Genomic DNA, 16322 nt, shown 5'->3' on the forward strand with positions numbered 1-16322 from the left:
GATATTCTGCACGCATGCCGTATCTGGAACGTGAAGGGGAAGTGTTCGTCGTCCACCTCGGAAACGAGGGACAGACGGACAGCGAGAATCGCTTCCACCCGGACTGGATCGATGAGTTCCACGGTCTGCTGGACAAGGTGGAGAGCTCCGAAGGGCCCGCCGCGCTGGTCACCGTGGCGACCGGGAAGTTCTACAGCAACGGCCTCGACACCGACTGGCTGTTCGGCAACCTGGACAAGATGCACGGCTACCTGGACCGCGTGCACTCGCTCTACACCCGGTTGCTGCAGTTCCCGATGCCGACGGTCGCCGCGATCAACGGGCACGCCTTCGGTGCGGGCGCGATGCTGGCCACCTCGCACGATTTCCGGGTGATGCGCGCCGACCGCGGCTTCTACTGCCTGCCCGAGGTGCACCTCGGCATGCCGTTCACCATCGGCATGAACGCACTGCTGACCGAGCGGCTGTCCAACCAGGTCTGCGTGCAGGCGATGACCACCGGCTACCGCTACCCGGCCGACGAGGCGATCGCCGCGGGCATCGTCGACGCCAAGGCCGACGCGGAAACATTGCTGGCGACCGCCGTGGCCAGGGCCGCGGCACTGGCGAGCAACCGCAAGCCCAACCTGCCGGTCATCAAGCGCGCACTGCACGCCAACGCGCTGGCCGGTCTGGCCGTGCGGACGACTGCGGAAAACCTCGCTTTCGCGGCCGGATAATCTCCTTATCGACAGCTGCGGCGACGCGCTGAACTGCGGAAATATCGCGTAGTACGCGGCGGGTATGCCACTGGAGGTGGTTGCCCGAAGAGATATGGGCTGCGCTCGGTGTGCGACAGAGTGCAACACTGTGTGCCATGCCACCACCGCGCAGCGGGCACCAGGAATCGCGCAACGACTATGACGTCGCGCGCACTGATGCCATGCAGCTGTCGGACGCGGCGATCAAGGCCGCCTGCGACGAGCTGATCGACCTTTCGCACTCCATCCACGCCGAGCCGGAGCTCGCTTTCGAGGAAACCCGCAGCGTCGCCAAGACCATCGCGCCGCTCGCCGAGCGTGGCTTCGAGATCGAAACGGGCGTGGCCGAGCTGCCGACCGCGTTCCGCGCCAGCTTCGGCAGCGGCCCGCTCACCGTCGGCATCTGCGCCGAATACGACGCACTGCCCGGCATGGGGCACGCCTGCGGGCACAACATCATTGCCGCCTCGGCCGTCGGCACCGCGCTCGGCCTCGCCGAGGTCGCCGACGCCATGGGACTGACCGTGCTCGTGCTCGGCACCCCGGCCGAGGAGAGCGGCGGCGGCAAGGTGCTGATGCTGGAACGCGGAATCTTCGACGACGTGGCGATGGCGATGATGGTGCACCCCGGCCCGCTCGACATCGTCGGCGCGCGGTCGCTGGCGATGGCCGACCTGTCGATCGTCTTCCACGGCCGCGAGGCGCACGCCAGCGCCGCCCCGGAACTGGGTCGCAACGCGGGCGACGCGGTCACCGTCAGTCAGGTAGCTCTTGGGTTGCTACGGCAGCATCTCCAGCCTGGCCAGCAACTTCACGGTATAGTCGGCGATGGTGGCGTAGCCCCGAACATCGTGCCCGGACGTGCGGAACTGCTGTATTACCTACGCGCAGTCGACTCCGCATCTCTCGACAATCTGATGCGACGAGCGTCGGCGTGTTTCGAGGCGGGTGCCCTTGCGACCGGCTGCACCCACGAAATACGGACTGTCGCGCCGACATATACCGAGCTGACACCCGATCCGGCGTTACTGTTTGCCTATCGCGAGCAGATAACCGGATTGGGGCGAGTGCCGATCGCACCCGAGCTCGAGGCACAGCGGCCGCTCGGGAGTACGGACATGGGCAACGTCACCAACGTCATTCCGGGCATCCACCCGGTTATCGGCATTGATGCCGGAGGTGCGGTGACGCACCAGCCAGACTTCGCCGCGGCGAGTGTCAACGCCTCGGCGGATCGTGCGGTGGTCGATGGCGCGCTGGCACTCGCGCGTACCGCGATCACCGCTGCCAGCGATGAAGAACAAAGGGACAGGTTGTTGCAACGGCTCGTTCAACGACAGGAGGACTTTCGGTGAGCACTATCGGCCGTTCGGCGGAGCGGGCGACCGGCACGGAAGCGGGTGCGTGCGCACTCGCGGAGGGCCCGGACATCGTCGCATTGTCGGACACCGTGGGAACGGGGAACACCGTGGGAACGGGATTGGGATCGGTCGAGGGCTGGCTGGCCGAACACGCGGCCGACCTCGTCCAGTGGCGTCGGCACATCCACGCCAACCCGGAACTTTCTCGCACCGAGTTCGCCACCACCGAGTTCATCTCGTCCTGGTTGAGCAAGGCGGGCCTGACCCCGCAGCCACTGCCCGGCGGCACCGGCCTCATCTGTGACATCGGACCGGAGGGGCCGCGCATCGGCTTGCGCGCCGACATGGACGCGCTGCCGCTGCAGGAGTTCACCGGTCTGAGCTTCGCGTCCACCGTGCCCGGTGTCTCGCACGCGTGCGGCCACGACGCGCACACCACCATCCTGCTCGGCACCGCGCTCGCGCTGGCCGAGGTGCCCGAACTGCCGGTCGGTGTGCGGCTGGTGTTCCAGCCCGCCGAGGAGGTCATGCCGGGCGGTGCGATCGACGTGGTCGCCACCGGCGCGATGGAGGGTGTGGAGCGGATCTTCGCACTGCACTGCGACCCGCGGCTGGAGGTGGGCCGGGTCGGCATCCGCGTCGGCGCGATCACCTCGGCTGCCGACACGGTCGAACTGGTCCTCGACTCGCCGGGCGGGCACACCTCCCGTCCGCATCTCACCAGCGACCTGGTCTACGCCATCGGGACCGTGATCACCGGCCTGCCCGGCTTGCTGAGTCGTCGCATCGACCCGCGTACCAGCACCGTGATGGTGTGGGGTGCGGTGAGTGCGGGCAAGGCGCCCAACGCGATTCCGCAGACCGGCATGCTCACCGGCACCGTCCGCACCGGCGATCACGCGACCTGGTCGCTGCTGGAGCCGATGGTGCGCGAGATCGTCGACGGCCTGCTCGCTCCGACCGGTGTGCGGTATCAGCTGAACTACCGTCGCGGCGTGCCGCCGGTGGTCAACGACGAACAGTCGACCAGGATGTTCGAGGACGCGATCCGCAAGCTCGGCCCGGACGCGCTGGCCGACACCATGCAATCCGGTGGCGGCGAAGACTTCTCGTGGTACCTGGAAGAGGTGCCGGGCGCGATGGCGCGGCTTGGTGTCTGGTCCGGACACGGCGAGCAGCTGGATCTGCACCAGCCGACCTTCGACCTCGACGAGCGTGCGCTCGCGGTGGGCGTGCGGGTGCTGACCAATATCGTGCTGAACGCTTAGAGCGCTTGCGAGCGCGAATGCGCGAGGCCGCTCAGAGCGCTTGCGACGTGGTCGACCCTCGGGTCGGCCACGTCGTTCGTTTGTCAGCCGAAGTTCCCCGGCCCGACATTGCGGCTGTTGCGGGTTCGCAGGGAGTGTACGTAATCCTCTGGCGCACCGGCCTTTTCGGCCGCATCGGCGATCACGCCGATATAGCGCGCCGAGGGCAACCCGCCCTCGTAGGCATCGAGCACATACAGCCAGGCCAGCGTCGGATCGGCGGTGCTCTCACTGCGGGTGACGCGCAGCCGGATCTTCTTGTGGATGCCGAAGTCCGAGCCCTCCCAGCGGTCCAGTCGCTGCTCGTCTTCCGGCGACACGTCGTAGAGCACGACGAAGACCCGCGAGCCGGGCTCCTCGACCACCGTCGCCAGCGGTCCTTCCCAGCCGATGTCGTCGCCGGCGAAAGTGAGCCGCCAGCCCTCCAACCAGCCCGTTCCGGACATAGGCGAGTGCGGACAGCGCTCGAGCATCTGGGTTGAGTCCATGTTGGACCCATAGGCGGCGTAGATCGGCACCAGCAAAGGGTAGCCAATAACATCCCGGGATCGACTCTATCCCGGCCAGATGCGGTATTCCGGTGGCGCGTTCCGGGCGCGGCGACCCTCTGGACCCGCATCGCGTAGCGATTCCGTGGGGGGTGGTGGCCGGGCGGCGGGTGGGCGTGCCTCGCCCGATAACGTTGACAGGTACCGGAGATCCCGGTGCGCAACCAAGAGCGGAGGTATCAATGACCCGCATAGCGATCATCGGTGGCGGACCGGCCGGTTACGAGGCGGCGCTGGTGGCGGCCCAGCACGGTGCGTCGGTGACGCTGATCGATAGCGACGGCATCGGCGGGGCTTGTGTGCTCTGGGATTGTGTCCCTTCGAAGACCTTCATCGCCTCGACCGGCGTGCGCACCGACCTGCGCCGCGCCCGTGATCTCGGGATCACGCTCGATCCGAACCAGGCGACCGTGCAACTGGCCGAGGTGAACGGCCGCGTCAAGGCGCTGGCGTTGGCGCAGTCCTCCGACATCAGGTCCAAGTTGCAGACCGTCGGGGTGACCGTGCTGGCCGGTCGCGCGGAGCTGACCGACGCGTCCAGCGGCCTTGCCGCGCATCAGGTGCTGGCCAAGCTGGCCGACGGCACCGAGACGACCATCGAGGCCGAGGTTGTGTTGATCGCCACTGGTGCGAGCCCGCGCGTGTTGCCCGGTGCCGAGCCGGACGGTGAGCGCATCCTGAACTGGCGCCAGCTCTACGACCTGGAGGAGCTGCCGGAGACCCTGGTGGTGGTCGGTTCCGGTGTCACCGGCGCCGAATTCGTCTCCGCCTACACCGAAATGGGTGTGCGGGTACGGCTGGTCTCCAGTCGCGACCGGGTGCTGCCCGGCGAGGACGCCGACGCGGCCCTCGTGCTGGAGGACGCGCTGGCCGAGCGCGGTGTCGAGCTGGTGAAGCATGCCCGCGCCGACGCGGTGGAGCGCACCGCAGAGGGTGTTGTCGTCAAGCTGTCCGACGGCCGGACCGTCGCCGGGTCGCATGCCCTGATGACTGTCGGTTCGACGCCCAATACCGATGGTCTCGGCTTGGAGCGGGTCGGTATCGAGCTCGACCGCGGCGGTTACCTGCGGGTGGACCGGGTCTCGCGGACCTCCGTGCCCGGCATCTACGCGGCGGGCGACTGCACCGGCCTGCTGCCGCTGGCCTCGGTGGCCGCGATGCAGGGCCGCATCGCGATGTACCACGCGCTCGGCGAGGGCGTCAGCCCGATCCGGCTGAAGACGGTCGCGTCCGCGGTGTTCACCCGCCCGGAGATCGCCACCGTCGGCGTGAGCCAGACCGCGATCGACAACGGCGAGACGCCCGCGCGCACGGTGATGTTGCCGCTCAATACCAACCCGCGAGCCAAGATGTCGGGCCTGCGCAGGGGTTTCGTGAAAATCTTCTGCCGCCCCGCCACCGGCGTGGTGATCGGCGGCGTCGTGGTGGCCCCGATCGCGTCGGAGCTCATTTTGCCGATCGCCCTTGCGGTGCAGAACAACCTGACCGTCAACGACCTGGCGCAAACCTTCTCGGTGTACCCGTCGCTGACCGGCTCGGTGACCGAAGCGGCACGTCAGTTGATGCGGCACGACGACCTGGATTGAATGGTCTTGCGGTTCAGTGAGGTTCGTGCTGCCGGAAGAGTTTCATTCACATTGCCCATCAGGCCTACATATGGTTCACTTCCCGCAGAGATGCGATCGGCGGGCGGTCGCGTGGTTCGGTGTTCGGGGGGATGGATCTTTTCCCAGTCGAAACGTCGAATGACCTTCGCGTCGTTCGACGACCGGGCGTCTCGACAGAGACAACTGTGTGCGACCGAATCAGGTCGCACCCGGGAAAGGGAATGCGAAAAGTGAAACATCGTAAGCCGAGTCGGGCGCAGCGAGCGATGGCGAGTTCCTCGTTGCCACTGGCCACCGCGGCCGCTGTGGCCACTCTCTTCGCGGCACCGGCGGGGGCTCAGCCGACCACACCACCTCCAACACCGCCCACTCCGGCTCCGTCGCAGCCCGGGGTGAACGAGGCGCCGCCGAGTCCGGAAACCACGAAGCCGGATCCGAACAAGCCGACCGTGCCGCAGACGCCGAGCCAGCCGGGCGTCACCACGCCGGACCCCGACCAGGTCATGCCGAATCCGCCGAAGGATCCGAAGCTGGCTCAGCCGACTCAGCCGGGTGTCACCACCCCGCGCGTCGCGCCGCTGCCGGTGCCTGGTCAGTCGGATCAGCCCGCGTCCATGCCGGACGCGCCCGCCGGCGAGCAGCAGCCCGGCGAGCAGCAGCCGGGGGGCCAGCAGCAGCCGGGCGATCAGCAGCCCGCCCAGCCCGGCACCACGCCGCCAAGCACGCAGACCACGCCGGGAGACGAGAACACCCAGGCGCAGCCGGAGACCTTGGTCCAGCCGCAGCAGCAACCGCGCTGGCAGGCCCCGCAGCTGCAGGCCGCTCCGCCGGCTCCGGTCGTCGAAATGACCGGCCCGCACCAGGAAATCGGTGCGAACATCGACGGTGGCGCGCTGTTGCCCGGCTATGTGGCCAACACCCACCACTTCAACAACGAGTCGGGTTACGTCGGCACCATCGGCTACCGCACGCCCGCCGGTCAGGGTGAGGCCGGTGTGTCGGTCGAATACGTCGACACCAACACCGTCAAGGTCACCACCTATACCGGTGGCGTCGGCCTGGCCGACAACAAGACGATCTCCGTCTTCGACACCACCCAGGCCAATCTGGCCAAGGCGGCGGTCGAGAACTGGATCAAGGAACAGCCGGGCGGTGCCGCGGCACTCGAAGCGGCGGCACAGGTTAAGCTTCCGCTTCAGCCGGGCGACCTCGCTCCGCAGACTGTCGAAGTAGGCGGTGTCACCACCCAGTGGGGTGGTTCACTCCAGTACTGACACCGGCTGGAGCTTACTGACACCGGCTGGAGCTTTTTCGACGGGTGGGGCGGTCGTTCGCGACCGCCCCACACGTGTGTCCTGGGGAAAGGATTGGGTGTGAACTCCGAGGGTGATCGTAGGGAGAACGAATCCGACGACCAGTCCGCGTCGGATTTCGGCCCCCCGGTGGGCGAATTCGGCCCGCCGGTCTCAGAATTCGGTCCGCCCGTCTCGGAATTCGGTCCGCCGATGGGTGATACCGGCCCGCGCTGGCCGGTGCCGGAGCAGACGGCCGACCATCCGGAGCTGGTGTGGCGGCCCGCGGCCGAACCGGAGCCGACACCGCCGCCGGCCGCCCAGTACCGGGCACCCGATGCGACGGTCTTCCCGGGGCCGTCCGCCGCGCGGCCGGGACCGGCGCAGCCACGCGTGCCGTCCGGTGAGCAGGCCGCGCCCGCCGACGCCGACAAGGACTCGTGGTGGACCCGCCCGACGGACACCGGCAGCGTGCCCAAACCGCCGCCGCTGGCCGCGTCGGGACTGTCCTGGGCGGACGATCCGATCGCGCAGCGACTGGCGCCCACCGCTCCGGTCGCCGCGCCGCCGCAGCGGTCCGGTTCGCACAAGGGCCGCAATGTGATCGCGGGCATTCTGGCCGTCGTCATCCTGGTCGGGCTGACGGTGACCGTCATCATGGTGTCCAGGAACAACGGCGGCGACAATCCGGCACCGCCCGCCGCGACCACCGCGGCGCTGAGCTGTCCGGCCACCAAGGACGGCAAGGTCGCCATCGGCAACGGCAGCGGCGACACCGCCAGCGGGCCCGCCGCGATCCTCGGCTTCCAGTACGCCTTCTACGTCGAGCGCAGCGGTGAGCGCGCCAGGAGGTTCGTGGCCGACGACGCGTTCAATGTGTCCACCGCGGCGAACATCCAGAAGGGCATCGATGAGGAAATCCCCGTCGGCACCCTGCACTGCCTGCGGATCCTCGAAGTGACGCCGGGGTCGTACGAGGTCGACCTGCAAGAGTTCCGGCCCGACGGGACAAAACGGCTCTACAAGCAGATCATTACCACCGTGGAGCGGGACGGCAAGCAGTTGTTGTATTCCATCAACGATCGCTGACGTCTCATATTCTGGGATATCGGTTTCATATATTGGTCGCAGTATGAAAAAGTGAAGGCATGTCGGCGACCCTTCCGCCGCTGGCGGGCAAACTCGGTGGCCTGCGCAGCTCGGCGATCCGTGACCTGTTGAAACTCACCGCGCGGCCGGAGGTGATCGGCCTGGCCGGTGGGCTGCCGGACGCCGAGCTGATGCCGCGCGAGCGATTGGCCGTGGCGGCCGACAACGCGTTGCGCGGAACCGGATGTCTGCAGTACACCGAATCGCCCGGCTGGGCACCGCTGCGCGCGGTGCTGGCGGACCGGGAGTCGGTGCGGCTCGGGCGTGCGGTCGACGTCGCCGAGGTGTTCGTGACGCACGGTTCGCAGCAGGCGCTGTCGCTGCTGGCCGAGGTACTGCTGGAGCCGGGCGCGCTGGTGGTGGTTGAGGATCCGGCGTATGTCGGTGCGCTGCAAGTCTTCCGGGCCGCGGGCGCGCGCATCGTCGCGGTGCCGCTGGACGGCGCGGGCATGCGCGTCGACGTGCTGAAGGATCTGCTGGCGCGCGGTGAGCGGCCCGCCCTGGTGCATACGGTGAGCAACTTCCACAATCCGGGCGGGGTGACGCAGAGCCCGGCGCGTCGCCGGGAGCTCGCCGAACTCGCTGCCGCCCATGGGTTCTGGGTGATCGAGGACGATCCGTACGGTGAACTGTGGTTCGACCGTCCGGCCCCGGAACCGGTGGCGACATACTCGCCCAACGTAATCCGGCTCTCCAGTGCCTCGAAGATCATCTCGCCGACCCTGCGAGTGGGCTGGATGGTGGCACCCGATCCCGTCTGCCGTGCCGTGGAATTGCTGAAACAGGGTGCTGACCTGTGTGGTTCGGCGCTCACCCAGCAGATCGCGACCGAGCTGCTCGCCGACGAAACCTGGCTGACCAGCCATGTCGACTCCGTCCGCCATGCCTACGGCGAGCGCGCCAAAACCCTTGTGCACGAGCTGCGTACCCGTTTCGGCGACCGGGTGCGCTGTACCGACGCCACCGGCGGCATGTTCGTCTGGGTCGATTTCACCGACGGCACCGACACCGAACTCCTGCTACCCGGTGCGCTCGCGGCGGGAGTCGCCTACGTGCCCGGCTCGGCGTTCGCCGTCGACGGCGACTACCGGCACTCGATGCGCCTGTGCTTCACCACCTCCGACGCCGCAACCCTGACCGCGGCAGTGGACCGATTGGCCCGTGCTGCGGGGGAGTGAAGGGTCAGGTGCACCCGCGGCGACCGGCGCCCGCGGACTACGCATCTCCGGCACGCGGACTGCGTCCCGCCAGCCGCGGACGACGCATCAGCCGTCGTTGACACCCGGCTGCAGGTAGTTCGTGACCTGCCCACACGTACCCTCCGCCGGAGCGAGCGCAGTTCGAGGCATCCCCGGTGGCGGGTCAGTCGGCCCAGTTGTAGGTGCGTTCGACGGCCTTGTTCCATGCCTTCAGGTGCTCGTCGCGATCCGCGTCGGACATCGTCGGCTGCCAGGTCTTGTCGGCGGCCCAGTTCTCCCGGATCTCGTCGGTGCCGGACCAGTAGTCGACCGCGAGCCCGGCGGCGTAGGCGGCGCCGAGCGCGGTGGTCTCGTTGACCACCGGACGTACCACGGGCACGTCGAGGATGTCGGATTGGAATTGCATGAGCAGGTCGTTGCCGACCATGCCGCCGTCCACCTTCAGGGTGGTCAGTTCCAGGTCCATCTGCTCGGATTCGGCGTCGGCGCGCATGGCCTCGACCACCTCGTAGGTCTGAAAAGCGGTGGACTCCAGCACCGCTCGCGCCAGGTGGGCCTTGTTCACATACCGGGTGAGCCCGGCGATGACGCCGCGTGCGTCCGGCCGCCAGCGCGGCGCGAACAGCCCGGAGAAGGCGGGCACGATGTAGGCGCCGCCGTTGTCCTCGACACTGCTGGCCAGCGGCTCGATCTCGTCCGCCGAGGAGATGATGCCGAGATTGTCCCGGAACCATTGCACCAGTGAGCCGGTGACCGCGATCGAACCCTCCAGGGCATACACGGCAGGCTCGTCGCCGAGCTGATAGCAGACGGTGGTGAGCAGCCCGTGCTTGCTGACCACCGGCGTGGTGCCGGTGTTGAGCAGCATGAAATTGCCGGTGCCGTAGGTGTTCTTCGCTTCACCGGGGGACAGGCAGGCTTGGCCGAAGGTGGCGGCCTGCTGGTCGCCGAGAATGCCCGCGACCGGAATCCCCTTCAGCGGACCCGAGGTGATTTCCGCGTACACCTCGGAGGAGCTGCGGATCTCGGGCAGCATCGACTCCGGCACACCGAATTCCGCGCAGATCTCCGAATCCCATTGCCGGGTATTCAGATCCATCAGCATGGTGCGCGAGGCATTGGTCACGTCGGTGATGTGCTCGCCGGTGAGGTTCCACAGCACCCAGCTGTCCATGGTGCCGAAGCACAGCTCGCCCGCCTCGGCGCGTTTGCGCGCACCGTCGACATTGTCCAGGATCCAGCGCAGTTTGGGCCCGGCGAAGTAGGTGGACAGCGGCAGCCCGGTGCGCTCCTGGTAGCGCGTCGGGCCGATGTCGCCACCGAGTTCGGTGGTCAGCCGGTCGGTGCGGGTGTCCTGCCACACGATGGCGTGGTGAATCGGCTTGCCGCTGGCGCGATCCCACACCACCGTGGTCTCGCGCTGGTTGGTCACCCCGACCGCGGCGATGTCGTCGCCGCTGAGCTTTTGCTGCTTCAGCACCTCGCCCAGCACGAATTCGGTGTTCTTCCAGATGGTTTCGGCATCGTGCTCGACCCAGCCCCGGCGTGGGAAAATCTGTTCGTGTTCGCGCTGGGCCACGCCGACGACGCGCCCCTGCCGATCGAAGACGATGCAACGACTCGAGGTCGTGCCTTGGTCGATGGCGGCCACATAGCGACGCATTCGTGCAGGTTACTAAACGCCGCACGCGCTGTGTCCGATTGCGGCCCTCGCGGGTCCCTTCGTTATCTGCGCGGCCACGGGTGGTCGGGCATCACATCGCCGTCCGCGCGCCGGAGGATTAGTGTTGGCATTGGTTACCGACAAGTAGCGCTCGGCGACACGAGCCATGCCATGGTCGAGGAGATCCCTCTGCACTGGCATAGCCTGTAGACGAGCAGCTCGAACGAATGCCCGAGAAAGACCACAAGTCGTCGACAACCGGCGCGGTTGGAGGAGTCGAGCATGACCAAGAAACCGGAGTTCCAGTTCCTCGGTCCGGAGCAGCGCAGAGCGGCCTGGGAGCGGTTCGGCAAGGACCACTTCGATGTGGTCGTCATCGGCGGCGGCGTGGTCGGCGCAGGCATCGCGCTCGACGCGGCCACCCGCGGGCTGAAGGTCGCGCTGGTCGAGGCGCGTGACCTCGCCTCCGGCACCTCGAGCCGGTCGTCGAAGATGTTCCACGGCGGCCTGCGCTATCTGGAGCAGCTGGAGTTCGGCCTGGTGCGCGAGGCGCTGCGGGAGCGCGAGCTCGCGCTCTCCACGCTGGCCCCGCACCTGGTGAAGCCGTTGCGCTTCCTCTATCCGCTCACCCACCGAGCGTGGGAACGTCCGTATGTCGCGGCGGGGCTGGTGCTCTACGACACCATGGGCGGCGCCAAATCCGTTCCTGGACAACGGCATCTCTCCCGGATGGGGGCGCTGCGGCTGGCTCCCGGCCTGAAACGCAGCTCGCTGATCGGCGGCGTCAGCTACTACGACACGGTCGTCGACGACGCCAGGCACACGATGACCGTGGCCCGCACGGCCGCGCACTACGGCGCGGTGATCCGCACCTCCACGCAGGTGGTCGGGTTCCTGCGCGAGTCCGACCGGGTGGTCGGCGTGCAGGTGCGCGACAGCGAGGACGGCCGAACCGCCGATATCCGAGCGCACGTGGTGATCAACGCGACCGGCGTGTGGACCGACGAGGTGCAGGCGCTGGCCCACCAGCGCGGCCGCTTCCATGTGCGGGCCTCCAAGGGCGTGCACATCGTGGTGCCGCGCGACCGCATCGTCAGCGACGCCGCGATCATCCTGCGCACCCCGACCTCGGTGCTGTTCATCATCCCGTGGGGCACCCACTGGATCGTCGGCACCACCGACACCGACTGGAACCTGGATCTGGCGCACCCCGCGGCGACCAAGGCCGATATCGACTACCTGCTCGACCGGGTCAACGAGGTGCTGGTCACCCCGCTCACCCACGACGATATCGACGGTGTGTACGCGGGATTGCGGCCGCTGCTTGCGGGCGAGAGCGACGAGACCTCCAAGCTATCCCGCGAACATGCCGTTGCCCGGGTCGCGCCGGGCCTGGTCGGCATCGCGGGCGGCAAGTACACCACCTATCGGGTGATGGCCTACGACGCGGTCGACGAAGCGGCACAGGATATTCCGGCCCGGGTCTCGCCGTCGATCACCGAAAAGGTGCCGCTGCTCGGCGCCGACGGCTACTTCGCGCTGGTGAATCAGACGGTGCAGCTGGCCGAGGAATACGGCGTGCACCCGTACCGGATCAAGCACCTGCTCGATCGATACGGCTCGCTGATCGACGAGGTGATGGCGCTGGCGGACGGCAAACCCGAACTGCTGCAACCCATTACCGAGGCACCGTCGTACCTGCAAGTGGAGGCCGTTTACGCGGCCGCCGCCGAAGGCGCGCTGCACCTGGACGACATCCTGGCCCGCCGCACCCGCATCTCCATCGAGTATCCCGACCGCGGTGCCGACAGCGCCCAGCAGGTGGCCGAGCTGGTCGCCCCGATCCTCGGCTGGGACGAGGCCGAAATCGAACGCGAGGTAACGACTTACCGCGCCCGCGTCGAAGCCGAGATCCGTTCCCAAACTCAGCCCGACGACGCTTCCGCCGACGCCCTTCGCATCGCCGCTCCCGAACCTCGTCCCGAGATTCTGGAGCCGGTTCCGGCGGACGGCGCAGTGAACAGTGCACTGCGACAGTCGAACCGGTAGCGCCGAACCCGAATCACGCTGGTACTCAGGAAAGGCCGACCGCTGGCGGCGGCAACGCGATGGTACCGTCGCCGGTCAGTGGGGTGCTTCCAGGCGGATTGCCCAGCTGACGAGTGAGCGCAGATAGCGGAGCACCATGTCGTCCGGGTAGGTGTCGGGATCGGTGAGATGGAGCCGGGCCAGTTCCTCCATCGCCGCGAGCAGGATGCGCTCGGTCGGCCCGTCCGGATCGACGGTGACGCCTGCGTAGCGGGACAGGTGCCTGGCGCCGATGGCGCGGGCGTAGGCCCGGCCGAGCTCGAGTCGGTTACGCAAATCGGGCGGCCCGCCGTCGGGTGGGCTGAGGATGATTCGCCAACTGGTCGGTGCCGCATGCAGGTACGCGAGGATGCCTCGCCCGACCTGGTCGACGTCGACGGTGTCGGACCAGTCGACGCTGCTGACCCCCGCCAGCGCGATCGCCGACTCCCGGTCCAACAGCGCAGTCATCAGCCCGGACAGGTCGCTGAACTGCTGATATACCAGGGCGCGGGCCACCTGCGACTCGCGCGCCACCCGATCGATGGTGACCGCGCCGAAACCGTCGGCGGCCACGATGTCGCGTGCGACATCCAGCAACTGGGCCCGTCGGTCGGCGGCCGACATCCGGCGCTTCGGCGTCGGCTGGTCGGCCGGGGACTCGGTGGTCGGCGGCTCGGCTGCCAGCGGCTTGCCGGTCAGGGGGTCGGCGACGTAATCGGACGTGGCGCGATCCGTGGTCACGGCACCGACGGTAGCGCAAGCAGCAGGTCGACCGCCCTGGCCGCGCTCTGTACTGCGCTTTCCATGGTTGCCGACCAGTCGGTGGCGGTCCAGTCGCCCGCCAGCACCAGCGTCGGCACCGACGTCTGCTGATCGGGGCGCAACGCGTGCGTGCCGACGACCTGTGAGAACGTCGCCTTCGGCATCCGAACCACGTGGCCCTGCACCACTGTCGCCTCCTTGGCGGCGGGATAGTAGCGGCGCAGCAGTGCCATCTGCTCGGCGACGATCTCCTCGTTGGTCTTGTGGATCTGTTCGTAGGCGCCGCTGGTGGTCAGGCAGTACAGCCAGGCCTGGTCGGTCTTGCGGCCGGTCATTCGCTGGCGGTCGAAGACCTCGTCGATCACGCCGGTGCCGCCGATCAATGCCTCGAACTCGGCGGTGGTGCCCAGCGGGCGGTCCAGATACAGGTTGGTGCTGACGATCGGTGTGTAACCCAATTTGTCCGCGGCCGCGTAGATCTCGGCATGCTCGGGCAGGTCGTCGAGCAGGCCGTTGACGTTGGAGTTGGGGACGGCGCACACCACGGCGTCGGCGGGAACGGTGGTGCCGTCCGCCAGTGCCACGCCGGTGACCCGGCCGTCGGCGATATTGATCCGCCGGGCCACCGCGCGATGCTGAACCTTGACCCCGTGCTCCGCGAAGACTTTCAGCGCACCGGTGATGTACAGCGTGTCGAGGTCGGTGGTGGGATATCCGATGGTGGCCGGCCGCCGGTGCTTGATGCCGAGGCGGATACCGGTGGCCATGACATCGGCGAGCACCTTGGCCGACTCCTGCTGCACCGGCTCGGCGGCGACCCCGAGCGCCAGCCAATCCCACAGTGCCTCACGGGCTTTCGCGGGCATGCCGATGCGGTTGAACCATTGCTCGGTGGTCAGATCGGGCAGGTCGGCGGGTTGGTGCAGGCATTGCCAGCCGAGCCGGAGGGTGGCGATGGTGGCGCGCGCCCGCTCGAGCAGATTGGCGTCGGGGTGGGCACCGGCGAGCGTGCGCAGTGCGCCGAGACCCTTGGTGCTCATGGTGACGCTGCGGCCGTCCGGCCAGCGCAACGTCGCATGGTGCGGAAAAGCGACGTACTGGCGGGTGCCGATGCTGGTGAGGTACCGGAACAGGTGCTCGTAGCCGCTGGCGATCACGTGCTGGCCGTTGTCCGGGAGGTCGTCGGCCGCATCGACCTTCATGGCGTGGGTGCGGCCGCCGAGCCTGCCGCGCCGCTCCAGCAGGGTGACCTGCTTGCCTGCTTCGGCCAGCCAGACCGCGGCCGCGAGGCCCGCGAGTCCGCCGCCGATGACCACGTATTGCCGTGGATCGTTCATGCCACACTCCCTGATTAACTTACAACTTGTAAGTTAGGTGGGGTGGGCGCGGTACGTCAAGGGCGAGGCGACACCGAGGTGATCGGCGGCTGTGGCTGCTGCGGTGTGCCCGCGTCCGAGTTCGGGTGCAGCAGAAGGTAACTGAAGAGCACGGTGGCCAGGGTGGCCAGCGCGGCGAAGAAGAGGCGGCTGGCAATCGCGAGGAGCAATCGTCTGCCCGATCTCGATACCGTCGTCATGGCCTGCTCCTGTGCTGTGTCGTGACTGCCACGGATATAGTCGTGCCGAGCGCGCCGATCATTAGCAACTGAGTGGCAAATTACAGTGATGGTTGGTCGATAGCCCGGGGCCACGCCGAGCGATTGGTTCGGTTGCACAGGTGATTCGATGCCGCGAACCGGTGGGCTGGGTGTTGCGGCAGATTTTTCGATCAGCCTTCGTCCGCGCGCCGCGGGTCGGGCTGGCAGCGGGGGCAGAAGTAGATGCCGCGCTCGCGGTAGGCGATCCGGTCCGAGGCGGGCGCGGGCTCGCCGAGCAGCTGCGACGCAATGGGCGTGCCGCATCGCTGGCAGGAGCGGCGGGTGCGGCCGTAGACCAGCTCACGCCGCGGTGGCGCCTGCACGGCCTGGGTCAGCACCCGGTGCGCCTCGTTCACCAGCGCGAGCAGGTCTGGCACGTCGCCGACCGGGGTGGCCGGGTGGACCCGGCGCAGAAAGCAGATCTCGCTTCGATAGACATTGCCGATACCGGCCAGGTTCCGCTGATCCAGCAACGCGACGCCGATCGGCTGCTCCGGATATCGTTCCAGCCGCCGCACCGCCTCGGTCACATCCCAATTCGGGCCGAGCAGGTCCGGGCCGAGGTGGTCGATGACGGTGTGCTCGTCGCCGATCCGCAGCACCTCGACCTTGCCGAGCGAAAACCCTACGGCCTCCACCTCATCCGTGCGCAGCACCAGCCGGGCGGTGACGCGGGGTTTGGTCCAGCGCTGCCCGCAGTGGAAGACGCGCCAGGTACCTTCCATCTTGAGGTGGGTATGGATGCTCACCGTCGGGGTTCGGATGAACAGATGCTTCCCGTAGCTGCCGACGCTGTCCACGACCTGGTCCCGCAGATCCACGGTCGCATACCGCGGCACCCGGAAGTCGCTGCCGGTCAATGTCTTACCCGCCAGCGCCGCGCGCAGCCGGGCCGCGGCGAGGTAGACGGTGTCACCCTCGGGCATGTCGGTGCCCTCGGTGGTCGCTGTCGCCGCCGGCGGGCCCGGCCGGTCTGTGGTTTGTCCGA

At 67.9% G+C, this 16322-nt stretch carries 14 protein-coding genes; 8 read left to right on the forward strand and 6 right to left on the reverse strand.

Annotated features, from left to right (window positions below):
* Positions 1-14 precede the first annotated feature (14 nt).
* From KV110_RS06175 to KV110_RS06185, 3 genes are all read left to right on the forward strand, one after another.
* Positions 15-719, forward strand: coding sequence for an enoyl-CoA hydratase-related protein (locus KV110_RS06175; RefSeq protein WP_218474198.1), 705 nt, complete (start codon positions 15-17; stop codon positions 717-719).
* Between the two features lie 203 nt (positions 720-922).
* The gene (locus tag KV110_RS06180) at positions 923-2095 is read left to right on the forward strand and encodes a M20 family metallopeptidase (RefSeq protein WP_218478207.1); all 1173 of its coding nucleotides are present in this window, start codon (positions 923-925) and stop codon (positions 2093-2095) included.
* Between the two features lie 125 nt (positions 2096-2220).
* Entirely contained in the window at positions 2221-3369 is a 1149-nt protein-coding gene (locus KV110_RS06185) for a M20 family metallopeptidase (RefSeq protein ID WP_218478209.1), read from the forward strand.
* A gap of 83 nt (positions 3370-3452) precedes the next feature.
* Here KV110_RS06185 and KV110_RS06190 read toward each other — a convergent pair whose 3' ends face one another.
* The gene (locus tag KV110_RS06190) at positions 3453-3926 is read right to left on the reverse strand and encodes a gamma-glutamylcyclotransferase family protein (protein WP_218474199.1); all 474 of its coding nucleotides are present in this window, start codon (positions 3924-3926) and stop codon (positions 3453-3455) included.
* 212 nt (positions 3927-4138) lie between these two features.
* On the opposite strand from KV110_RS06190, the gene KV110_RS06195 reads away from it, so the two are divergent.
* The 4 genes from KV110_RS06195 to KV110_RS06210 all read left to right on the forward strand — a co-directional run bounded on the left by KV110_RS06195 (position 4139) and on the right by KV110_RS06210 (position 9182).
* Positions 4139-5542: an NAD(P)H-quinone dehydrogenase gene (locus KV110_RS06195; protein WP_218474201.1), complete on the forward strand. Its 1404-nt coding sequence runs from the start codon at positions 4139-4141 to the stop codon at positions 5540-5542.
* 251 nt (positions 5543-5793) lie between these two features.
* On the forward strand, positions 5794-6837 hold the full coding sequence (locus KV110_RS06200) for a hypothetical protein (RefSeq protein WP_246634369.1): 1044 nt from the start codon (positions 5794-5796) through the stop codon (positions 6835-6837).
* Positions 6838-6936: 99 nt separating this feature from the next.
* Entirely contained in the window at positions 6937-7944 is a 1008-nt protein-coding gene (locus KV110_RS06205) for a DUF8176 domain-containing protein (protein WP_218474203.1), read from the forward strand.
* 59 nt (positions 7945-8003) lie between these two features.
* On the forward strand, positions 8004-9182 hold the full coding sequence (locus tag KV110_RS06210) for an aminotransferase-like domain-containing protein (RefSeq protein ID WP_218474205.1): 1179 nt from the start codon (positions 8004-8006) through the stop codon (positions 9180-9182).
* A 184-nt stretch (positions 9183-9366) separates the two neighbouring features.
* Here the strand turns inward: KV110_RS06210 and glpK are convergent, their stop codons facing one another.
* On the reverse strand, positions 9367-10866 hold the full coding sequence (gene glpK, locus KV110_RS06215) for a glycerol kinase GlpK (RefSeq protein WP_218474207.1): 1500 nt from the start codon (positions 10864-10866) through the stop codon (positions 9367-9369).
* A 282-nt stretch (positions 10867-11148) separates the two neighbouring features.
* On the opposite strand from glpK, the gene KV110_RS06220 reads away from it, so the two are divergent.
* Positions 11149-12915 carry a glycerol-3-phosphate dehydrogenase/oxidase gene (locus KV110_RS06220; protein WP_218474209.1) on the forward strand — a complete coding sequence of 589 codons (1767 nt, stop codon included), beginning with the start codon at positions 11149-11151 and terminating at the stop codon, positions 12913-12915.
* A 75-nt stretch (positions 12916-12990) separates the two neighbouring features.
* Here the strand turns inward: KV110_RS06220 and KV110_RS06225 are convergent, their stop codons facing one another.
* From KV110_RS06225 to KV110_RS06240, 4 genes are all read right to left on the reverse strand, one after another.
* Positions 12991-13560, reverse strand: a complete 570-nt coding sequence (locus tag KV110_RS06225) for a TetR/AcrR family transcriptional regulator (protein ID WP_218478211.1) — start codon at positions 13558-13560, stop codon at positions 12991-12993.
* Positions 13561-13673: 113 nt separating this feature from the next.
* Positions 13674-15035: a hydroxysqualene dehydroxylase HpnE gene (gene hpnE, locus KV110_RS06230; protein ID WP_218474210.1), complete on the reverse strand. Its 1362-nt coding sequence runs from the start codon at positions 15033-15035 to the stop codon at positions 13674-13676.
* 56 nt (positions 15036-15091) lie between these two features.
* Complete coding sequence (locus tag KV110_RS06235; RefSeq protein ID WP_218474212.1) at positions 15092-15274, reverse strand: hypothetical protein; 183 nt, start codon at positions 15272-15274, stop codon at positions 15092-15094.
* Positions 15275-15465: 191 nt separating this feature from the next.
* Positions 15466-16260, reverse strand: coding sequence for a DNA-formamidopyrimidine glycosylase family protein (locus KV110_RS06240; protein ID WP_218474214.1), 795 nt, complete (start codon positions 16258-16260; stop codon positions 15466-15468).
* Between the last annotated feature and the right edge of the window lie 62 nt (positions 16261-16322).

The organism is Nocardia iowensis, from assembly GCF_019222765.1.
Lineage (GTDB): Bacteria > Actinomycetota > Actinomycetes > Mycobacteriales > Mycobacteriaceae > Nocardia > Nocardia iowensis.